We start from the raw sequence: 15,919 nt of genomic DNA on the forward strand, positions 1-15,919 counted from the left end.
ACGGTACGTCCCCTGCCGGGCGAACAGACGAATACGAGGCCCCCTGATGACCATCGACACGCTTCCCCACGCACCCGCCCCCACCTTGTCCGCAGCCGCGGCCGCGGCCGCTGCCCCGGCCCCGGCCCCGGTCAGGGAACACGTCCCCTCCCCGCGCCCCGCCTCCCCGCGCCCCTCCTTCTGGCGCGCCCCCTTCGCCGCCGTCACCTTCCGCGAGTTCGGGTACACGCTCGTCTCGCTGCCGATCGCCGTCGCCGGGTTCGTCTTCGCCGTCACGCTGTTCTCGCTGGGCGCGGGGCTCGCCGTCACGTTGCTCGGGCTGCCCGTGTTCGCGGTGATGCTGGCCGGGGCGCGTGGGCTCGGGGCGGTCGAGCGGCGGCGGGCGCGGGTGCGGCTCGGGGTCGAGGTGGCCGGGCCCCCGGCCTTGCGGGTGGGGGACGGCGGGGTGTGGGCGCGGGCGCTGGCCCGGATCGGGGACGGGGCCGGGTGGCGGGCGCTGGTGTTCCAGGTCGTGATGTTCCCGTGGCGGGTGACGAGCTTCGTGGTGGCGGTGACGCTGTGGGTGACCGGGTGGGTCGTCGCGCTCTTCCCCGCGTACTCCTGGGTGTTCGCGCGCTACACCGACTGGCCCGGCTACCGCCTCTTCGACTACACGTCCGGCGGCGAGCACCACGCGTACTACATCGAGTCGCCCTGGCAGGTCGCCGGAGTCGGCGCCGTCGGCTGGCTGCTCGTGCTGCTCACGCCGCTGGTCGTGCGCGCGCTGACCGGCGTGGACCGGGCCGCGGTGCGCTCGCTGCTCGGCAGGTGAGCCTCGGGCCGGGCCCCGCCCCCTCGCACGGCCCCCGCCCTCCCCACCCGGGCCAGCCCCACCCCCACGAGCACCACCGCCATCCCGGCCACCACCCGTACGCCGACCTCCTCCCCCAGGACCAGCGCGCCGAGGCCGACCGAGACGACCGGGAGCAGATAGCCGACCGTGGCCGCCGCGGTCGGCCCCTCGTCGGCGATGAGGCGGGAGTTGAGGTGGAAGGTGAGGCCGGTGCCGAAGACGCCGAGTACGACGACGGCCAGGACGCCGGTGAGGGTCGGCGCCGACTCCGTGTGCGGGCTCGCGGGCAGGCCGAGCGTGGTCAGGCCGGTGGCGGCGAGGAGTTGGGCGGCGGAGAGGGCGAGCGGCGGGGTGTCGCGGCCGATGAGGTGGCGGGCCATGTACGCGAAGGCGACGGCGTAGCTGACGGCGGCGGCGAGGAGCGCGAGGGCGCCCCAGGTCGCGAGCCCCGACTGCTGCCAGGGCGCGAAGATCAGCAGGGTGCCGCCGAAGCCGAGGCCGAGCCCGGCGAGCCGCTTCCGGCCGAGCCCGCGCTCCGTGCCGAGCAGCAGCCCGAGGCCGAGGGACCACAGCGGGGTCGTGGCGTTCATGACGCCCGCGACACCGGAGTCGACCGTCTGCTCGCCGATGCTGAAGAACAGGAACGGCAGCGCGTTGCAGAACAGGGCCGCCACGATCAGATGGCCCCAGACGCGGCGCTCGCGCGGCAGGCGCTGACGGGCCGAGCGGGCGAGGACCAGGAGCACGGCGGCGCCGAGCGCGCAGCGCACGATCGTCACGTGCAGCGGCGCCAGGCCGCCCTCCAGGGCCAGCTTGATCCACAGGAAACTGGAGCCCCACAGCAGGGCGAGCACGGCGATTCGCATGTCCTCGACGGTGCCCCGACCCCATTCGTAAGACAAGAGAAAAGATTCGAAGGCAGATTTAAGCTCTGCTTCATTCGGGGCGTACGCTGGCCGCATGCTCGACATGCGGCGCATGCAGATCCTGCGGGCGGTCGTCACCAGCGGCTCGGTCACCGCGGCGGCCCGGAACCTCGGCTACACCCCGTCCGCGGTCAGCCAGCAGATGGCGGCCCTGGAGAAGGAGGCCGGCACCCGGCTCCTCGAACGCACCGGACGCGGGGTGCGGCCCACGGACGCCGGGCTGCTCCTGGCCGACTGCGCGACCGCCGTCGGCCTGCACGTCGCCCGCGCGGAGACGGCCCTCGCCGATCTGCGGACGGGCCGCACGGGCCGGATCTCGGTACGGTACTTCGCCACCGCGGGCGCCCGCGTCGCCGCGCCCGCCCTGGCCCGGCTGCGCCGCGAACACCCGGGCGTGCGGGCCGAGTTGCGCCTCACCGACCCGGACGACCCGCTGCCCGAGGTGAAGGCGGGCCGCACGGACGTGGCCCTCGTCGTCCGGCGCCACGACGCGCCCCCGGTCGACGGCATCCGCTTCGTCCACCTCCTGGACGACCGGTATCGCGCCGTGCTGCCCCCGGCCCACCCCCTCGCCGCCCGCACGGAGCTGCGGCTCACCGACCTCGCCGAAGAGCCCTTCGTCGGCAGCGAGTTGCCGGGCCCCTGCCTGGACGCGGTCCTCGACGCGTGCGGATCGGCCGGGTTCACACCGGACTTCGTGGTCGAGAGCGGGGACTACGCCACCGCGCAGGGGTTCGTGGCCGCCGGGGTCGGCGTCGCCCTGGTGCCGGAGATGGGCCTGGCCACGGCGCCGGGCACGGACGGGGGCCGTCCCGCGTGGGTCGTACGCGAGGTCCGCGATCCGGAGCCGGTGCGGTCGATCTGGGCGGCGGTACGGGCGACGGCGCCGCGGGGGCCGGTGCTGCGGGCGTTCCTGGGGGCGCTGCGGGACGCGGCGGCGGAGGCGGGCGGGGCGGACGGGTCCGGCAGGGCGGACGTGACAGTCGAGGCGGGCGTGACAGTCGAGGCGGGCGTGACGAGCGGGACGGCCTAAGCCGACGCCGACCCTGACGCCGACCCCACCCCCGGCCCCGCGTAACACCGCACCCGCACCGTCTGCCGCGCGCTCCACCGCTGCTCGCCGACCCCGAGCAGCTCCCAGCCCGCGCGCTCGTACAGCGCCACGGCCCCGGTGTCCGTGGCCACCACGTCGAGCACCGGCCACAGCCCCCGCTCCCGCGCCGCCCCCGCCACCCGGTCGAGGAGCACCGCGCCGATCCCCCGCCCCCGTGCCGTCGGCCCCACGAACAACCGGCTGACCACGGCCGTCGAGCCGTCCCGCGTGCCCCACATCCCGGGCGCCACGTCGTCCGCCGCCGGCCCGCAGAGCGCGACGTGCCCGACGACGTCCCCGTCGGCCTCGGCCACCCAGGCCCCGAGCAGGCCGGACGGCGTCAGCCAACCGGCCGGGTCGGCGGGCCAGTTGGTGGGGTAGCCGTCGCCGACGTGCACGTCGGCGAGGACGCGCGCGCAGGCGTCGAGGTCGGCGGGGACCCGTCCCCGTACAAGAAGATCCACGGCTTCGGCACCCTCGCGTCGGTCGCTCATCCGGGCATGGAAACACACGCCTCGGGCGCCCGGCGTCAGGTCTCAGGCCTGAGGCCTCAGGCGAGGGACACCAACTCCCGGTACTCCGTGCTCCACAGGTCCTCCGTGCCGTCGGGCAGGACGAGGACCCGGTCGGGGCGCAGGGCGTCGAGCGCGCCCTCGTCGTGGGTGACCATCACGATCGCTCCGGGGTACGTCCCGACGGCGGCGAGGACCTCGTCGCGGGAGGCGGGGTCGAGGTTGTTGGTGGGCTCGTCCAGGAGCAGCACGTTGGCGCCGGAGTGAACGAGTCCGGCCAGGGCGAGCCGGGTCTTCTCGCCGCCGGAGAGCACCTTGGCGGGCTTGTCCGCGTCGTCGCCGGTGAACAGGAACGACCCCAGCACCCGCCGCACCTCGCCGTCGGTCAGTCCCGGCGCGGCCGCCGCGAGGTTCTCCCGCACGGTCGACTCCCCGTCCAGGGTGTCGTGTTCCTGTCCGAAGTACCCGATCCGCAGCCCGTGCCCGCGGACGACCCGGCCCGCGTCCGGTGTCTCGCGCCCGGCGAGGAGGCGGAGCAGCGTCGTCTTCCCGGCCCCGTTGAACCCGAGCACCACCAGACGGCTGCCCCGGTCCACAGCGAGGTCCACGCCGTGCAGCACCCGCAGGGTCCCGTACGACTTGGCCAGGCTGACGGCGCCGAGGGGCATGCGGCCGCAGGGGGCGGGTTCGGGGAGCCGGATGCGGGCGACCTTCTCGCCGCGCCGCACGGGTTCGGTGCCCGCGAGCAGCCGGTCGGCGCGGCGCGCCATGTTCTTCGCGGCGGTCGCGGTGGCGACGTGGGCGCGCATCCGGTCGGCCTGGGTGCGCAGGGCGGTGGCCTTCCGCTCGGCGTTGGCGCGCTCCCGGACGCGGCGGCGCTCGTCGGCGGCGCGCTGGGCGAGGTAGGCGGGCCAGGTGGTGTTGTGGACGTCGAGGGCGGCGCGGCCGGGGTCGAGGTGGAAGACGCGGTTGACGACGTCGGCGAGCAGCGTCACGTCGTGGCTGACCAGGACGACACCGCCCGGGTAGGCGCGCAGGAACGCCCGCAGCCACTCCACCGAGTCCCGGTCGAGGTGGTTGGTGGGCTCGTCGAGCAGCAGGGTGTCGTGGCGCGAGAACAGCATCCGGGCGAGTTCCACACGGCGCCGCTGCCCGCCCGAGAGTTCGCCCACGGCCTGCCCGAGGACCCGCTCGGGCAGGCCGAGCCCGGCCGCGACCCGGGCGGCCTCGGCCTCGGCCGCGTAGCCGCCGCGGGCCTGGAAGGCGTCGTCGGCGCGGGCGTAGGCGGCGAGCGCGGCCCGTTCGTCGGCGCCGTCGGCGAGGGCCGCCTCGGCGTCCCTGAGCGCGCGCACCGCCTCGTCGAGGCCGCGCGCGGACAGGATCCGGTCGGTGACGGTGGCCGCGGGGTCGGCGGCGGCCGGGTCCTGGGCGAGGTGGCCGAGGGAGCCGGTGCGGGTGATGGTGCCGGTGGTACTCGGGGCCTGCCCGGCGAGGGTCTTCAGGAGGGTGGACTTGCCCGCGCCGTTACGGCCGACCAGGCCGACGCGGTCGCCGGGGGCGACGTGGAAGGAGATGCCGGACAGCAGGGTCCGGGCGCCGACGCGCAGGTCGACGTCACGTACAGAAAGCATGGGGAAACGCTCCGCAAGGGCGAAAGGACACACGGGTGACGTGGAGGCGTGTGTCCTGGCTAGGAGATGCGGGGCGTAGACATGCCTCCAGGCTAGGCGGCGGCCCACCGCGCCCGCACCAGCTTTTCCGGGCGCCTGCCGCCGGCGCTCCGGCCGAACCCCTTCGCTGGCGCTCCCGCCGGTCCCCTTCGACGCCACCGCCCGCACGCACGCCCACCGCCGCCCACCGCCGCGCCCCGTCCCCGCACCCGCCCGCACGCGCCGCCCTGCGAACCCCCCGCCCCCGCGAGATGATCGCCCCATGGACGCCACGCTGCACCTCGCCCAGCAAGAAGAGGCCGACGCGCTGCTGAGCCGCAGCCCGCTGGCCGCGCTCGTAGGGATGCTCCTCGACCAGCAGGTGCCCATGGAGTGGGCCTTCGCGGGGCCGTACACGATCGCGCGGCGGATGGGGGCGGACGACCTCGACGCCCACGACATCGCGGCGTACGACCCGGACGCCTTCGTCGAGCTGCTCTCCGCAAAGCCCGCCGTGCACCGCTACCCGGGCGCGATGGCCGGGCGCGTGCAGAAGCTGTGCCAGTACCTCGTGGAGCGGTACGAGGGCGACGCGGAGGCCGTCTGGCGGGACGCGGCCGACGGCAGGGAACTGCTGCGGCGCCTGAACGAGCTGCCCGGCTTCGGGCAACAGAAGGCCCAGATCTTCCTGGCCCTGCTCGGCAAGCAGCTCGGCGTGCGGCCCAAGGGCTGGCAGGAGGCGGCCGGGGCGTACGGGGAGCCGAAGGCGTTCCGGTCCGTCGCGGACATCACGGGACCCGAGTCGCTGCAGAAGGTCCGCGCGCACAAGCAGGAGATGAAGGCGGCGGCGAAGGCGGCCAAGGCCGCGAAGGGCTAGCCGCCCCGGAACAACCGCCTGGCCGCCCCGGCCTGGCCACCCCGGCCCGACCGCCTGGCCGCCTCGGTGCGAGCCGCACGGCGCGGTCCACCACCCGCCGGGGCGCCCCGGGGCTAGCGCCGACGCTTCGCCGTGCCGAAGACCGACCGTGAGATCTCCCGGCCGATCTGCGTCCCCATCGACCGCAGCAGCGACTTGAACATGCCGCTGCCCACCACCTGCTCGACGACGGACCCGCCCCCGCTCTCCTTCGGCTTCGCCTTCGCCGGACGCGGAGCCTCCGCCGCGGCGGGCGCGGACGCGGCGGCCCGCTCGGCCTCCCGCGCGCTCAGCCGCTCGTACGCCGACTCCCGGTCCACCGCCTCCGCGTACCGCCCGTACAGCGGCGACTCGCGGACGGCCCGCTCCAGGTCCGCCGCCGGGATCGGGCCCATCAGCGACTGCGGCGCCCGCAGCCGGGTGACCGCGACCGGCGTGGGCGCGCCCTTCTCGCTGAGCACGGTGACGACGGCCTCGCCGGTGCCGATGCCGGTGAGGGTCTCCTCCAGGTCGTACGCGGAGTTCGGGAACGTACGGACCGTCGCCTTGAGGGCCTTCTCGTCCTCGGGCGTGAAGGCACGCAGCGCGTGCTGCACCCGGTTGCCGAGCTGGGCGAGGACGTCGGCGGGCACGTCCTTCGGGGTCTGGGTGACGAAGAAGACGCCGACGCCCTTGGAGCGGATCAGCCGCACGGTCTGCGTGATGGACTCCAGGAACGCCTTGGAGGCGCCGCTGAACAGCAGATGGGCCTCGTCGAAGAAGAAGACGAGCTTGGGCTTGTCCACGTCCCCGACCTCGGGCAGGTCGTGGTACAGGTCGGCGAGGAGCCACATCAGGAAGGTGGAGAAGAGGGCGGGCTTGTCCTGCACGGAGGGAAGTTCGAGTACGGAGACGAGGCCCGGCGCACCGGATCCGCCACCGGCACCCGCCGCACCCGCACCCGCCCCTGCCTCAGCACCCGCACCCGCACCCGCACCCGCACCCGCACCCGCACCCAGCAGCTCACGCGTGTCGAACTCCGGCTCCCCGAAGAAGTCCCCCATCCCCTGTGCCTCGAACGCCGTCAGCGCCCGCAGGATGACCCCGGCGGTCGCCGTGGACAGGCCGCCGACCGTCTTCAGCTCGGGCTTGCCCTCGTCCGACGTGAGGAAGGCGACGACGGCGCGCAGGTCCTTCAGGTCGACGAGTTCGAGGCCCTTCTGGTCGGCGTAGTGGAAGATCAGGCCGAGCGACTGCTCCTGCGTCTGGTTCAGCTGGAGCACCTTCGAGAGCAGCACGGGGCCGAAGCTGGTGATGGTGGCCCGCACGGGAATCCCGGTGCCGATCCCGCCGAGGGCGTAGAACTCGCTCGGGCATCCGCGCGGCACCCACTCCTGCCCCACGTCCCGGGCCCGCCCGGTGACGCGGTCACTGGCCTCGCCGGGCGCCGAGATCCCCGACACGTCGCCCTTGATGTCGGCGAGGAAGACGGGCACGCCCTGGGCGGAAAGCTGCTCGGCGATCAGCTGGAGGGTCTTGGTCTTGCCGGTGCCGGTGGCGCCCGCGACGAGGCCGTGCCGGTTGAGCATCGGCAACGGGATGCGCACCTGTGCCCCGGGGAGGCACTGCCCGTCCCACAGAAGCGCGCCGAGGTCGAGGGCGGGTCCTTCGAAGGCGTACCCGGCGGCGATCTCGACGGCCTCCGGAGGCAGCGCGGACGGCGTCACCGAAGCGTCGGACACGGACTCGTTCGGGCGGTTTTCGCCATCGGGTGTGGACGGCATCGGCTGGCTGTCGCTCACTTCGGCCCCTGCTCCCGGCTTGAGAGTTCCGGGTTTGTCCCGGTTTCCGACGTCATTTCCCAGGGTCGCACTCGGCCGCCATGGCTGCGCCCGGAGAGCCTTGACCGGTAGGCTTTCCGTGTGATCTTCAAGCGCATCGGAAACGGCCGGCCGTACCCCGACCACGGCCGGGAAAGCACCCGGCAGTGGGCGGACGTCGCGCCGCGCCCGGTCCGCCTCGATCAGCTCGTGACCACCAAGGGCCAGCTGGACCTGGAAACGCTGCTCGCCGAGGACTCCACGTTCTACGGCGACCTCTTCGCGCACGTCGTGAAGTGGCAGGGCGATCTGTACCTGGAGGACGGGCTGCACCGCGCCGTCCGCGCCGCGCTCCAGCAGCGCCAGGTGCTGCACGCGCGCGTTCTCGAACTGGGCTGAGCCCGGGCCCCGGCCCACATTGGCCCTTTTGGGTTGCACCGGGCGCCGGGCAATGATCATTTAGTAGGAATCACCGCCGCGCGGCACTACGCTGCGCCCATGAGCATGCTCACTCCCCCCGGCATGGGCGGCAAGTACCGCATCACGGGGGACAAATACCCGCGAATGCGCCGCCCGAGCGGCCGTCGGCGGATCGTGCTCGGAGCCGTCGCGTCGCTCGCCGTGGCCGGGCTGCTCGGCTGGGGCAGCCTTCAGCTCATCGACGTGTTCTCCGGCGACGACAAGGCGTCGGCGGCGGGCGGGGCGAAGGACTGCGCGACGAGACCGGCGTCGGCCGACGCGGCCCGCGAGACCAAGCCGAAAGCTTTCCCCCAGCCCCGCCAGATCACCGTCAACGTCTTCAACGCCACCCAGCGCGACGGCCTCGCCAAGGAGACCGCGGCCGAGCTGAAGAAGCGCGGCTTCGACATCGGCGACGTGGACAACGCGACGAAGGCGTTCGACAAGAAGGTCGAGGGGCCGGGGATAGTGCTCGGCGCGAAGTCCGCCGCCGACACCGCGCTGCCGGTGCTCGCCACCCAGCTCAAGGGCGCCGCCCGGCAGACGGACGCCCGCAAGGGCGGTGAGGTCGACCTGATCCTCGGCAGCAAGTTCAAGGACCTGGCGAAGAAGGCGGACGCCGACAAGGCCCTGGCGGCACTCGCCAGGCCCGCGCCGACGTCCGCGAAGGCGGAGCGGTCCGACGGCAAGAACTGCTGAGCGCCCGCAGGGGCTGACTCAGCGGTCCCGTGCCCGTACCCGTTCCCGGGCGGCCGCGCGGCCGCCCCGTACGACGGCTATTCGGCCGTCCCGTACATGCGGTCCCCCGCGTCGCCGAGCCCCGGCACGATGTAGCCGTTCTCGTTGAGGCGCTCGTCCACCGCCGCCGTCACGACCGTCACCGGCGTGCCCGCCAGCTCGCGCTCCATGACCTCGACGCCCTCCGGGGCGGCGAGGAGCACCACGGCGGTCACGTCGTCCGCGCCGCGCTTGATGAGCTCCTGGATCGCCGCGACCAGCGTGCCGCCGGTGGCGAGCATCGGGTCGAGGACGTAGACCTGGCGGCCCGAGAGGTCCTCCGGCATGCGGGTCGCGTACGTGGACGCCTGCAGCGTCTCCTCGTTGCGGATCATGCCCAGGAAGCCGACCTCGGCGGTCGGGAGCAGGCGGACCATGCCGTCGAGCATGCCGAGACCGGCGCGCAGGATCGGCACGACCAGCGGGCGCGGATACGACAGCTTGACGCCGGTCGTCCCGACCACGGGGGTCTCGATGTCGACCTGCTCGGTGCGCACGTCCCGGGTGGCCTCGTACGCGAGCAGGGTGACCAGCTCGTCGGCCAGGCGCCGGAAGGTCGGGGAGTCGGTGCGCTTGTCGCGCAGCGTGGTGAGTTTGTGCGCCACCAGCGGGTGGTCGACGACGTGGATCCGCATTGTTCAACAGTAACCGGGCGAAGCGGCCCCCCGATCCCCCCGCGCTGGCATCAACCCCGGCCACGGGGGGAAGGTGGACGTACGAACTGGGGTGGTGTGGCCTATGCCCGACCGGGAAGCGCGGGAGAGCGACGCCGAGCGCCGCAGGCGGCGCGAGACGGAAGCCGAGCGGCGCAGGCGCCGCGCCCAGTTCCTGCACGAGTTGACCGAGGCCCGCGAGCTGCGGGCCCGGGTGACACCACGCCGCGCACGGGCGGCCCGACTGCGGCAGGCGATGCGTATGCGTACGTTCCGCTGGTAGCCGCGAGGGGGGCCGCGGCACGAAAGCGGCCTGTGATTCGCAACGCGACGCGGACACAGCGGTCCGAAGACCTCTCCTGAAGCCGTTGTTTCTGCCACGATTCCGAGTGGGCGGGGCTTGGAACAGCACTCCCGCCGCCGACGTCCGCCGGGGGGACCCCCAACCGGCGCCTATGAACAGTGGGAGAGTCACGGTGTACTTCGCCGCACTGCTCGCGCGCACCGAAGACGGGTGGGAAGCGAGCGACACGGAGCTCGACGATGTGGAGACCCTGTCGGATCTGACCGACCTGGCCCGTGAGGCCGCCGCCGGCATCACGGGCGCCGACGACGACACAGTCCTCGTCTTCATCGAACAGGAAGACGCCTGGTTCGGCGTCGTCCGTGTGGACGGCGAGGAGGACCCGCGGATCTACGTCTCCGACGCCGCGGCCGCCGCCCGCAGCGCCTACGGCGAGATCCTGCTCACCGACGAGATGCTGGGCCGCGACCCGGACGACGGGGCGGACGACCTGGACGCGCTCGACCTCGACGGCACGGAGGACGGCGAGTCCGAAACGGCCGACGAGGGCGACGGCGACGCCACGGACGCGTCCGGCGAGGCCGTGCCCTCCGGGCCGCTCGGGGACAGGCAGATCCTCAGCGACCTCGGCGTGCCGGAGAAGGACCTGCTCGCCCTGGAGAGCGGCGACGCGCTCAACGAGATCGCCGACATCCTGGGAGCCGCGGAGGTCCTCGAAACCGTCCGTTAGGTTCGCTGTGTGACACAACTCCCAGATCCGGTACGAGAGCGCTGGCGGGCGCCGATGCGGATCGCCCTGGACGAGGCCGAACGGGCCGTCCGGGGCGGTGACGTGCCCGTCGGCGCCGTCGTGCTGTCCGCGGACGGCGAGACGGTGCTCGCCACCGGCCACAACGAACGCGAGGCCGGGGGCGACCCCACCGCGCACGCCGAGATCCTCGCGCTGCGCCGGGCCGCCGCGAAGCTCGGCGGCTGGCGGCTGCCCGGCTGCACGCTCGTCGTCACCCTGGAGCCCTGCGTGATGTGCGCGGGCGCGCTCCAGCAGTCCCGCGTGGAACGCGTCGTCTACGGAGCCCGCGACGCCAAGGCCGGTGCCGCGGGCTCCCTCTGGGACCTGCTGCGCGACCGGCGCCTCAACCACCGGCCCGAAGTGATCGAAGGAGTCCTCGCCGAGGAGGGCGCGCGGCTGCTCACCGACTTCTTCGCCCGCTCCCGGGACCGCGGCGGCCCGCCCGCCGAGGGGTAGCCCAAACGGATTTCGGTCCACGGCCCACCTTGGGCTAGGATCTCTCTCGGTAGCGTGTCCGAGCGGCCGAAGGAGCTCGCCTCGAAAGCGAGTGTGGCGCAAGTCACCGAGGGTTCAAATCCCTCCGCTACCGCCATAGACACCCCGTTGGTCCAGGAAACTGGACCGGCGGGGTGTTTCGCGTGCGGCCCCCACCCTCACCCCCGGCGGCCAGTGAAGCGGAACGCTTCGTACTAAGTGCGCACAAGCGATCGAGTGCCGCCACAAGCAATCAATTCTTCGTTTTATGTGACGGGCCGGGAGAATCAGGCATTCCGTCGCGCGGTCGCGGGTAGGGCACGGCCACAGTCAGCCGACCCGCACCGGACGGACGTACGGCCATGGGCATCATGAACTTCATCCGCAGCCTCGGTGACACGGCCAAGGAAGTCGCCCGCGGTGTCGCGGACGCCATCGGCGGCCTGCCCAAGGCCTGCGTGGACATCTACAGCGCCCGCCAGGAGACCAAGCGGCTCGAGATCCACGACCGCAGGCTGCGGGACTTCGCCCGGGACGAGCGCAAGCACGCCGCCACGGCCGGCGGCGGGGGCGGCTCGCCGTCACCGTCGCCGTCGTCCCAAGTGGACCTGCTGCCACCGCACTCCACCGTGACGGTGCCCCCGAGCCAGTGGTCGGAGGAACAGCGCGAGCACGAGCGCAAGCTCCAGCAGGAGGCGGCCAGGCTCGCCGAGCGGCACGCCCGCCTGACGGACGAACTGGCCCGGGGCCGGATCGAGTTGAAGGCCGGACTGCGCCGCGACCAGTCCGACCGGGAGCACCGCCAGCGCAAGGACGAGCGGACGCACGGCGCGCAGGTGGACTACGAACTGAACCAGGCGCTCGCCGACGCCGCCCACCACCGCGAGCACACCCCCTTCGCGCTGGTCTATCCGCACCAGGTGAGCGCCCAGATCACCGCCGAGACCCGCAACGGCACCCTGCCCGCGCTCATCACCGCCCCCTTCTTCCGCGCCAGCGACCCGCACGCGCTCGTCGACCCCGTCAACGCCGAGTTCGACTCCCATCTGCGCGACGCCCTCAGGGAACTGCCGGGCCCCAAGCTGATGGCGGGCGTGCCGGGCCTGTTCCGGCGCCCCCTCAACCGGCACGAGACCGACCTGTACCTCGTCCGCCAAGTGCTCGCCGCGCACCCCGTGGTGCTCGTCCACGGGGAGATCACCGAGGGCTGGCGCACCCGCGTCGACATCGTCGCCTGGAACCTCTACGGCGAGGCCTCCGCCGCCGCCACGCTGCCCGAAGTCCCGCGGCGGCTCGGCACCTTCGACGCGCTCTCGCCCCTCGTGCCCGCCGCGGTGCGGCTCTCGCTGCCGTTCCCGGCGCTGCCGGCGGAGGCGGGCAAGGACCGGCACGCGGTGGAGGCGCAGATCGCCACGGTGGCCGCGGGCGTCGCCGCCGTGATCGCCGAGTGGTTCCACGTGGCGGCGGGACACGACCCGCGGCTGCACGCCCGGCTCGACGGCTCCCTCGACCCGCTGCCCCGCGCCGCCGCCCTCGGCACCGCCGCGATGCTGGACGTCTCCGTCGACCGGGGCCTCAAGGCGGAGACCGACGCGCTCATACAGCAGGCGGCCACGTACCAGGAGGCCGGACTCGACGAGCCCGCCCTGATCACCGCCCGCCGCGCGCTGCACCTGCCCACGCCCGGCACGCGCGCGGAACGCCAGATCTATCTGGACCGCGTGCGCGGACTGCTGCCCGTCCTGGACTCGCTGAAGCTCGGCACCGAGGCGGCCGGGCTGCGGGCGTCCGCCGAGGGCATCGCGGCCGAGGAGAACCGCCGCAGGCTCCTCGGAGAGGACGACGGCGATGACGACGACGTGGGGGGCCCGAGCGGTGCGCCGGGCCGCGGCAAAGAGGAGGACGGCTGACGATGGCGCGGTTTCGGGTGGCGGCGGCCATCGACTTCGGTACGCACGCCAGCGGGTACGCCTGGAGTGCCGTCACCCGGGACGGCGCGGACCCACGGCGGCGCGACATCGTCGACCGGGAACAGTGGCCCGGGACCACCGAGAAGCGCTATCCGAAGACCCGCTCGGCCCTGCTCCTCGACGCGTCCGACGCCGTGCTCGCCTGGGGGTACCCGGCCGTGCGCGCCGAACGCCCGCCGGGCTCCCGCCTCGTCACCGGCATGAAGATGTCGCTGCGCCCGGCCGACGACCCGTCACGGCCCGCTCCGGGGAACCGCGTCCCCCGCGCGCTCTCCGACGACCTGTCACGCCCCGTGCCGCTGATCGCCGCGTATCTCGCACAGCTGCGGGAGGTCGCCGTCGCCGAGATCACCGACGGGGGCCGGTACCGCGAGTCGGACATACGGTGGTGCCTGACCGTGCCCGCCATCTGGTCCCAGGCCGCGCTCGGCGCCATGCGCGAGGCCGCGGGCACGGCCGGTTTCCCGTCCGGGCACGACGCGCTGCTGCTCGAACCCGAGCCGGACATGGCCGCGCTGTACTGCGCCGTCCAGGAGCTGACGCCGACCGGCCCGGTGCAGACGCTGCGCAACGTGTTCCGCAGGCCGGGGCGGCGGTTCGTGGTGGCGGACTGCGGCGGCGGCACGGTCGACGTGGTGGCGTACGAGGTGCTCGGGGACGGCTCGCTCGCACAGCTCGGCCGCCCCTCCGGCGGCGCGTTCGGCGCCACGTACACGACGAACGGGTTCATCCAGGACGTGCTCGGCAGCCGGTTCCTCGACCAGACGAACCTGGAGCGGCTGACCCGGTATCACTGGGCGGAGTTCCAGGAGCTGTTGAGCGACTGGGAGACGCACCGCAACAAGTTCACGGTCGGCTCCCGCGAGAGCGTGGCGCTCCGCATGGACGGGCTGCACGGGCTGCTCTCCCCGGAGGACCTGCGGCACCTCGGCGCGGTCCAGGGCGGCAAGGGGGGCCGGATCGTCGTCCGGCCCAAGGAGATGACCGACCTCCTGGAGTCGGCGGTCGGCGGGATCCTGCCGCTCGTGGACGAACACTTAGAGAAGGCGGCGATGGCGGCGGGGGCGGCTCAGGGGGCCGGGGGCGGTGGCGCGGCCCGACCGGACGTGTACTTGGTCGGCGGGTTCTCGCAGTCGCCCTACCTGCGGGAGCGCGTGCGGGCCCACGTCGGGGAGCGGGCGCGGGTCTTCACCCCGGACCGGCCCGAGCGGGCGGTCCTGCACGGGGCGCTGCACCGGTGCTACGCGTCGGCGGTCCGCGAGGGCGGCGAACGCGTCGGGACCGCGGGTTCCCCGTCCGGCGCGCGCCGGAGAGGGCCGGACATCTCGGAACGCTGCGCGCTCTACACGTACGGCGCCCGCGTCTCCGAGCCGTACGACGACGAGGACGGCGCGCAGGACCGGACCCTGGAGGCCAACGACGAGGGGCGGCACTTCTGCCCCGACCGCTTCCTGCGGTTCGTCGCCATCGGCGAGCGCGTCGGCGTCGACCACGAGGTGGCCCACCGGAACCTGGTCCCCATCCGGGCCGACCGGCGACTGATGACGATCGAGTTCTACGCCACCCACGACCCCGACCCCCGCTACTACGACTCGGCGCCCGCCAAGCGCATCGGCCACATCACCGTCGACCTCGGCTCCTGCATGCACCTGCCGCGCGAGCAGCGCGAGGTCGACGTCCACCTGGCGTTCGGCCGCGCGGAGATCACCGTCCGCGCGGTCAACCGGCACGACGGCAAGGCGGTCGACTCGACGCTCGACCTCGACCCCGAGTTCTGAATCCGGCTGATGGGGAGGTGATCCGGATGTTCTCCCGAAGGGGCAACCGCGACGAGGACGGCGAGCGCGGGACGGCGCACGTCGGCGGCGGGTACGCCGACGCCGCCCTCCCGGACGTGCTCGCCCGCCTCGACGCGCTCACCGCGGCGGTGGGCGACCTCGGGGACGACGTGGAACGGCACGAGGAGGACATCCGCGACCTCCTCGCCTCGGAGCGCCCCGGCACCACCGACGTGCTCGACGAGCCCCGCCGCCGGGCCCTCGACGTCGCGGACGACCTCCAGCACGTGTGGCTGCGGGCTTGGCATGCGGGCACGGAGGACGACCGGGGGACGCGGGAGAAGGCGTGGGAGGTGGGGGAGCTGATCCGGAGGGTGTTGGGGGTGGGTGGGGTCGTCGGGATGAGCGGGGCTCCGGGGGCTCCCGGGGCCGATGGTGGTGCGTGGGCGGCCGCAGCTGTGGCGTTGCGGGCTGCCACGGCCGAGGCCGGGGTGGAGTTCTCGTGGGATCCCGTGTCTCTGGGGCGGGCTGACGGACAGTCGGGGGCCGGGGCGGAGGTGGATGCGGGGTTGGGTACGCGGGCGGGTGCGGGGTTGGGTACGCGGGCGGGTGCGGTGGTCGACTGCGAGCTGTGGCCCGGCTGTGTGGCCTGGGACCCGGTGCTGTTCGTGGTGCGGCCCGCGGTCGTGCACCGGGGGCAGCGGGTGGCGCCGCCGATGGTGTTCACGGGGGCGGTGGTGCCGGACGGGGCGGGCTCCGGGGGTGGGTGGGGGGCGGCGGGGGTGCGGGGCGGAGGTCTGTCGGGCAGGGGGCTGCCGGACGGGGGTCTGTCCGGGGTGCGGGGCGGGGAGTTGGCCGGGGTGCGGGGGCGGGAGCCGTCGGTGGTGCGGGGGCGGGGGCGGTGGGCCTGGCGGGTGCGGGGGCATCGGGAGCGGCGGGGGTTGGGCGGGGTGGGGTGAGGCGGAGGCTTGCCGTTCGGGTAGTGGG

General features: G+C 73.9%; 15 protein-coding genes, 1 tRNA gene and 1 pseudogene. 12 read left to right on the plus strand and 5 right to left on the minus strand.

Annotated features, from left to right (window positions below; genetic code table 11):
• Positions 1–46: 46 nt before the first annotated feature.
• Positions 47–742 (plus strand): annotated as a pseudogene (locus tag ACFVHO_RS14975) (sensor domain-containing protein); the annotation flags it as partial.
• On the opposite strand, the gene ACFVHO_RS14980 reads toward ACFVHO_RS14975, so the two are convergent.
• Entirely contained in the window at positions 679–1,698 is a 1,020-nt protein-coding gene (locus ACFVHO_RS14980) for a DMT family transporter (protein WP_385713595.1), read from the minus strand. The pseudogene ACFVHO_RS14975 and the gene ACFVHO_RS14980 sit on opposite strands and share 64 nt — an antisense overlap.
• A gap of 94 nt (positions 1,699–1,792) precedes the next feature.
• Between ACFVHO_RS14980 and ACFVHO_RS14985 the strand changes: the two genes are divergently transcribed.
• Positions 1,793–2,791 carry a LysR family transcriptional regulator gene (locus ACFVHO_RS14985; RefSeq protein ID WP_385713597.1) on the plus strand — a complete coding sequence of 333 codons (999 nt, stop codon included), beginning with the start codon at positions 1,793–1,795 and terminating at the stop codon, positions 2,789–2,791.
• Here the strand turns inward: ACFVHO_RS14985 and ACFVHO_RS14990 are convergent.
• A complete protein-coding gene (locus tag ACFVHO_RS14990) occupies positions 2,788–3,345 on the minus strand; it encodes a GNAT family N-acetyltransferase (protein ID WP_385713599.1) in 558 nt (185 codons plus the stop codon). The two genes, ACFVHO_RS14985 and ACFVHO_RS14990, sit on opposite strands and share 4 nt — an antisense overlap.
• 56 nt (positions 3,346–3,401) lie before the next feature.
• Positions 3,402–4,994 (minus strand): ABC-F family ATP-binding cassette domain-containing protein, encoded by a 1,593-nt coding sequence (locus tag ACFVHO_RS14995; protein ID WP_385713601.1) that lies wholly within the window; start codon positions 4,992–4,994, stop codon positions 3,402–3,404.
• A gap of 301 nt (positions 4,995–5,295) precedes the next feature.
• On the opposite strand from ACFVHO_RS14995, the gene ACFVHO_RS15000 reads away from it, so the two are divergent.
• On the plus strand, positions 5,296–5,889 hold the full coding sequence (locus tag ACFVHO_RS15000) for an HhH-GPD-type base excision DNA repair protein (protein WP_385713602.1): 594 nt from the start codon (positions 5,296–5,298) through the stop codon (positions 5,887–5,889).
• Between the two features lie 113 nt (positions 5,890–6,002).
• On the opposite strand, the gene ACFVHO_RS15005 is transcribed toward ACFVHO_RS15000, so the two are convergent.
• A complete protein-coding gene (locus tag ACFVHO_RS15005) occupies positions 6,003–7,709 on the minus strand; it encodes a helicase HerA-like domain-containing protein (protein ID WP_385713604.1) in 1,707 nt (568 codons plus the stop codon).
• 120 nt (positions 7,710–7,829) lie between these two features.
• Here ACFVHO_RS15005 and ACFVHO_RS15010 point away from each other — a divergent pair, with 120 nt between their 5' ends.
• A complete protein-coding gene (locus tag ACFVHO_RS15010; protein ID WP_003955420.1) occupies positions 7,830–8,126 on the plus strand; it encodes a type II toxin-antitoxin system VapB family antitoxin in 297 nt (98 codons plus the stop codon).
• Between the two features lie 99 nt (positions 8,127–8,225).
• On the plus strand, positions 8,226–8,885 hold the full coding sequence (locus ACFVHO_RS15015; protein WP_385713606.1) for a LytR C-terminal domain-containing protein: 660 nt from the start codon (positions 8,226–8,228) through the stop codon (positions 8,883–8,885).
• Positions 8,886–8,962: 77 nt separating this feature from the next.
• On the opposite strand, the gene upp is transcribed toward ACFVHO_RS15015, so the two are convergent.
• Positions 8,963–9,598: a uracil phosphoribosyltransferase gene (upp, locus tag ACFVHO_RS15020; protein ID WP_030363603.1), complete on the minus strand. Its 636-nt coding sequence runs from the start codon at positions 9,596–9,598 to the stop codon at positions 8,963–8,965.
• A gap of 103 nt (positions 9,599–9,701) precedes the next feature.
• On the opposite strand from upp, the gene ACFVHO_RS15025 reads away from it, so the two are divergent.
• From ACFVHO_RS15025 to ACFVHO_RS15055, 7 genes are all read left to right on the plus strand, one after another.
• Complete coding sequence (locus tag ACFVHO_RS15025) at positions 9,702–9,899, plus strand: hypothetical protein (RefSeq protein ID WP_030363602.1); 198 nt, start codon at positions 9,702–9,704, stop codon at positions 9,897–9,899.
• 193 nt (positions 9,900–10,092) lie between these two features.
• Positions 10,093–10,650 carry a hypothetical protein gene (locus ACFVHO_RS15030; RefSeq protein WP_385713683.1) on the plus strand — a complete coding sequence of 186 codons (558 nt, stop codon included), beginning with the start codon at positions 10,093–10,095 and terminating at the stop codon, positions 10,648–10,650.
• Between the two features lie 54 nt (positions 10,651–10,704).
• The gene (tadA, locus tag ACFVHO_RS15035; RefSeq protein WP_385713685.1) at positions 10,705–11,166 is read left to right on the plus strand and encodes a tRNA adenosine(34) deaminase TadA; all 462 of its coding nucleotides are present in this window, start codon (positions 10,705–10,707) and stop codon (positions 11,164–11,166) included.
• Between the two features lie 48 nt (positions 11,167–11,214).
• A tRNA-Ser gene (locus ACFVHO_RS15040) sits at positions 11,215–11,302 on the plus strand.
• Positions 11,303–11,546: 244 nt separating this feature from the next.
• The gene (locus ACFVHO_RS15045; protein WP_385713608.1) at positions 11,547–13,094 is read left to right on the plus strand and encodes a hypothetical protein; all 1,548 of its coding nucleotides are present in this window, start codon (positions 11,547–11,549) and stop codon (positions 13,092–13,094) included.
• 2 nt (positions 13,095–13,096) lie between these two features.
• On the plus strand, positions 13,097–14,932 hold the full coding sequence (locus ACFVHO_RS15050; protein WP_385713610.1) for a hypothetical protein: 1,836 nt from the start codon (positions 13,097–13,099) through the stop codon (positions 14,930–14,932).
• Between the two features lie 26 nt (positions 14,933–14,958).
• Entirely contained in the window at positions 14,959–15,891 is a 933-nt protein-coding gene (locus tag ACFVHO_RS15055; protein ID WP_385713612.1) for a hypothetical protein, read from the plus strand.
• Positions 15,892–15,919 lie beyond the last annotated feature (28 nt).

Source organism: Streptomyces sp. NPDC127108, from assembly GCF_042677545.1.
Lineage (GTDB): Bacteria > Actinomycetota > Actinomycetes > Streptomycetales > Streptomycetaceae > Streptomyces.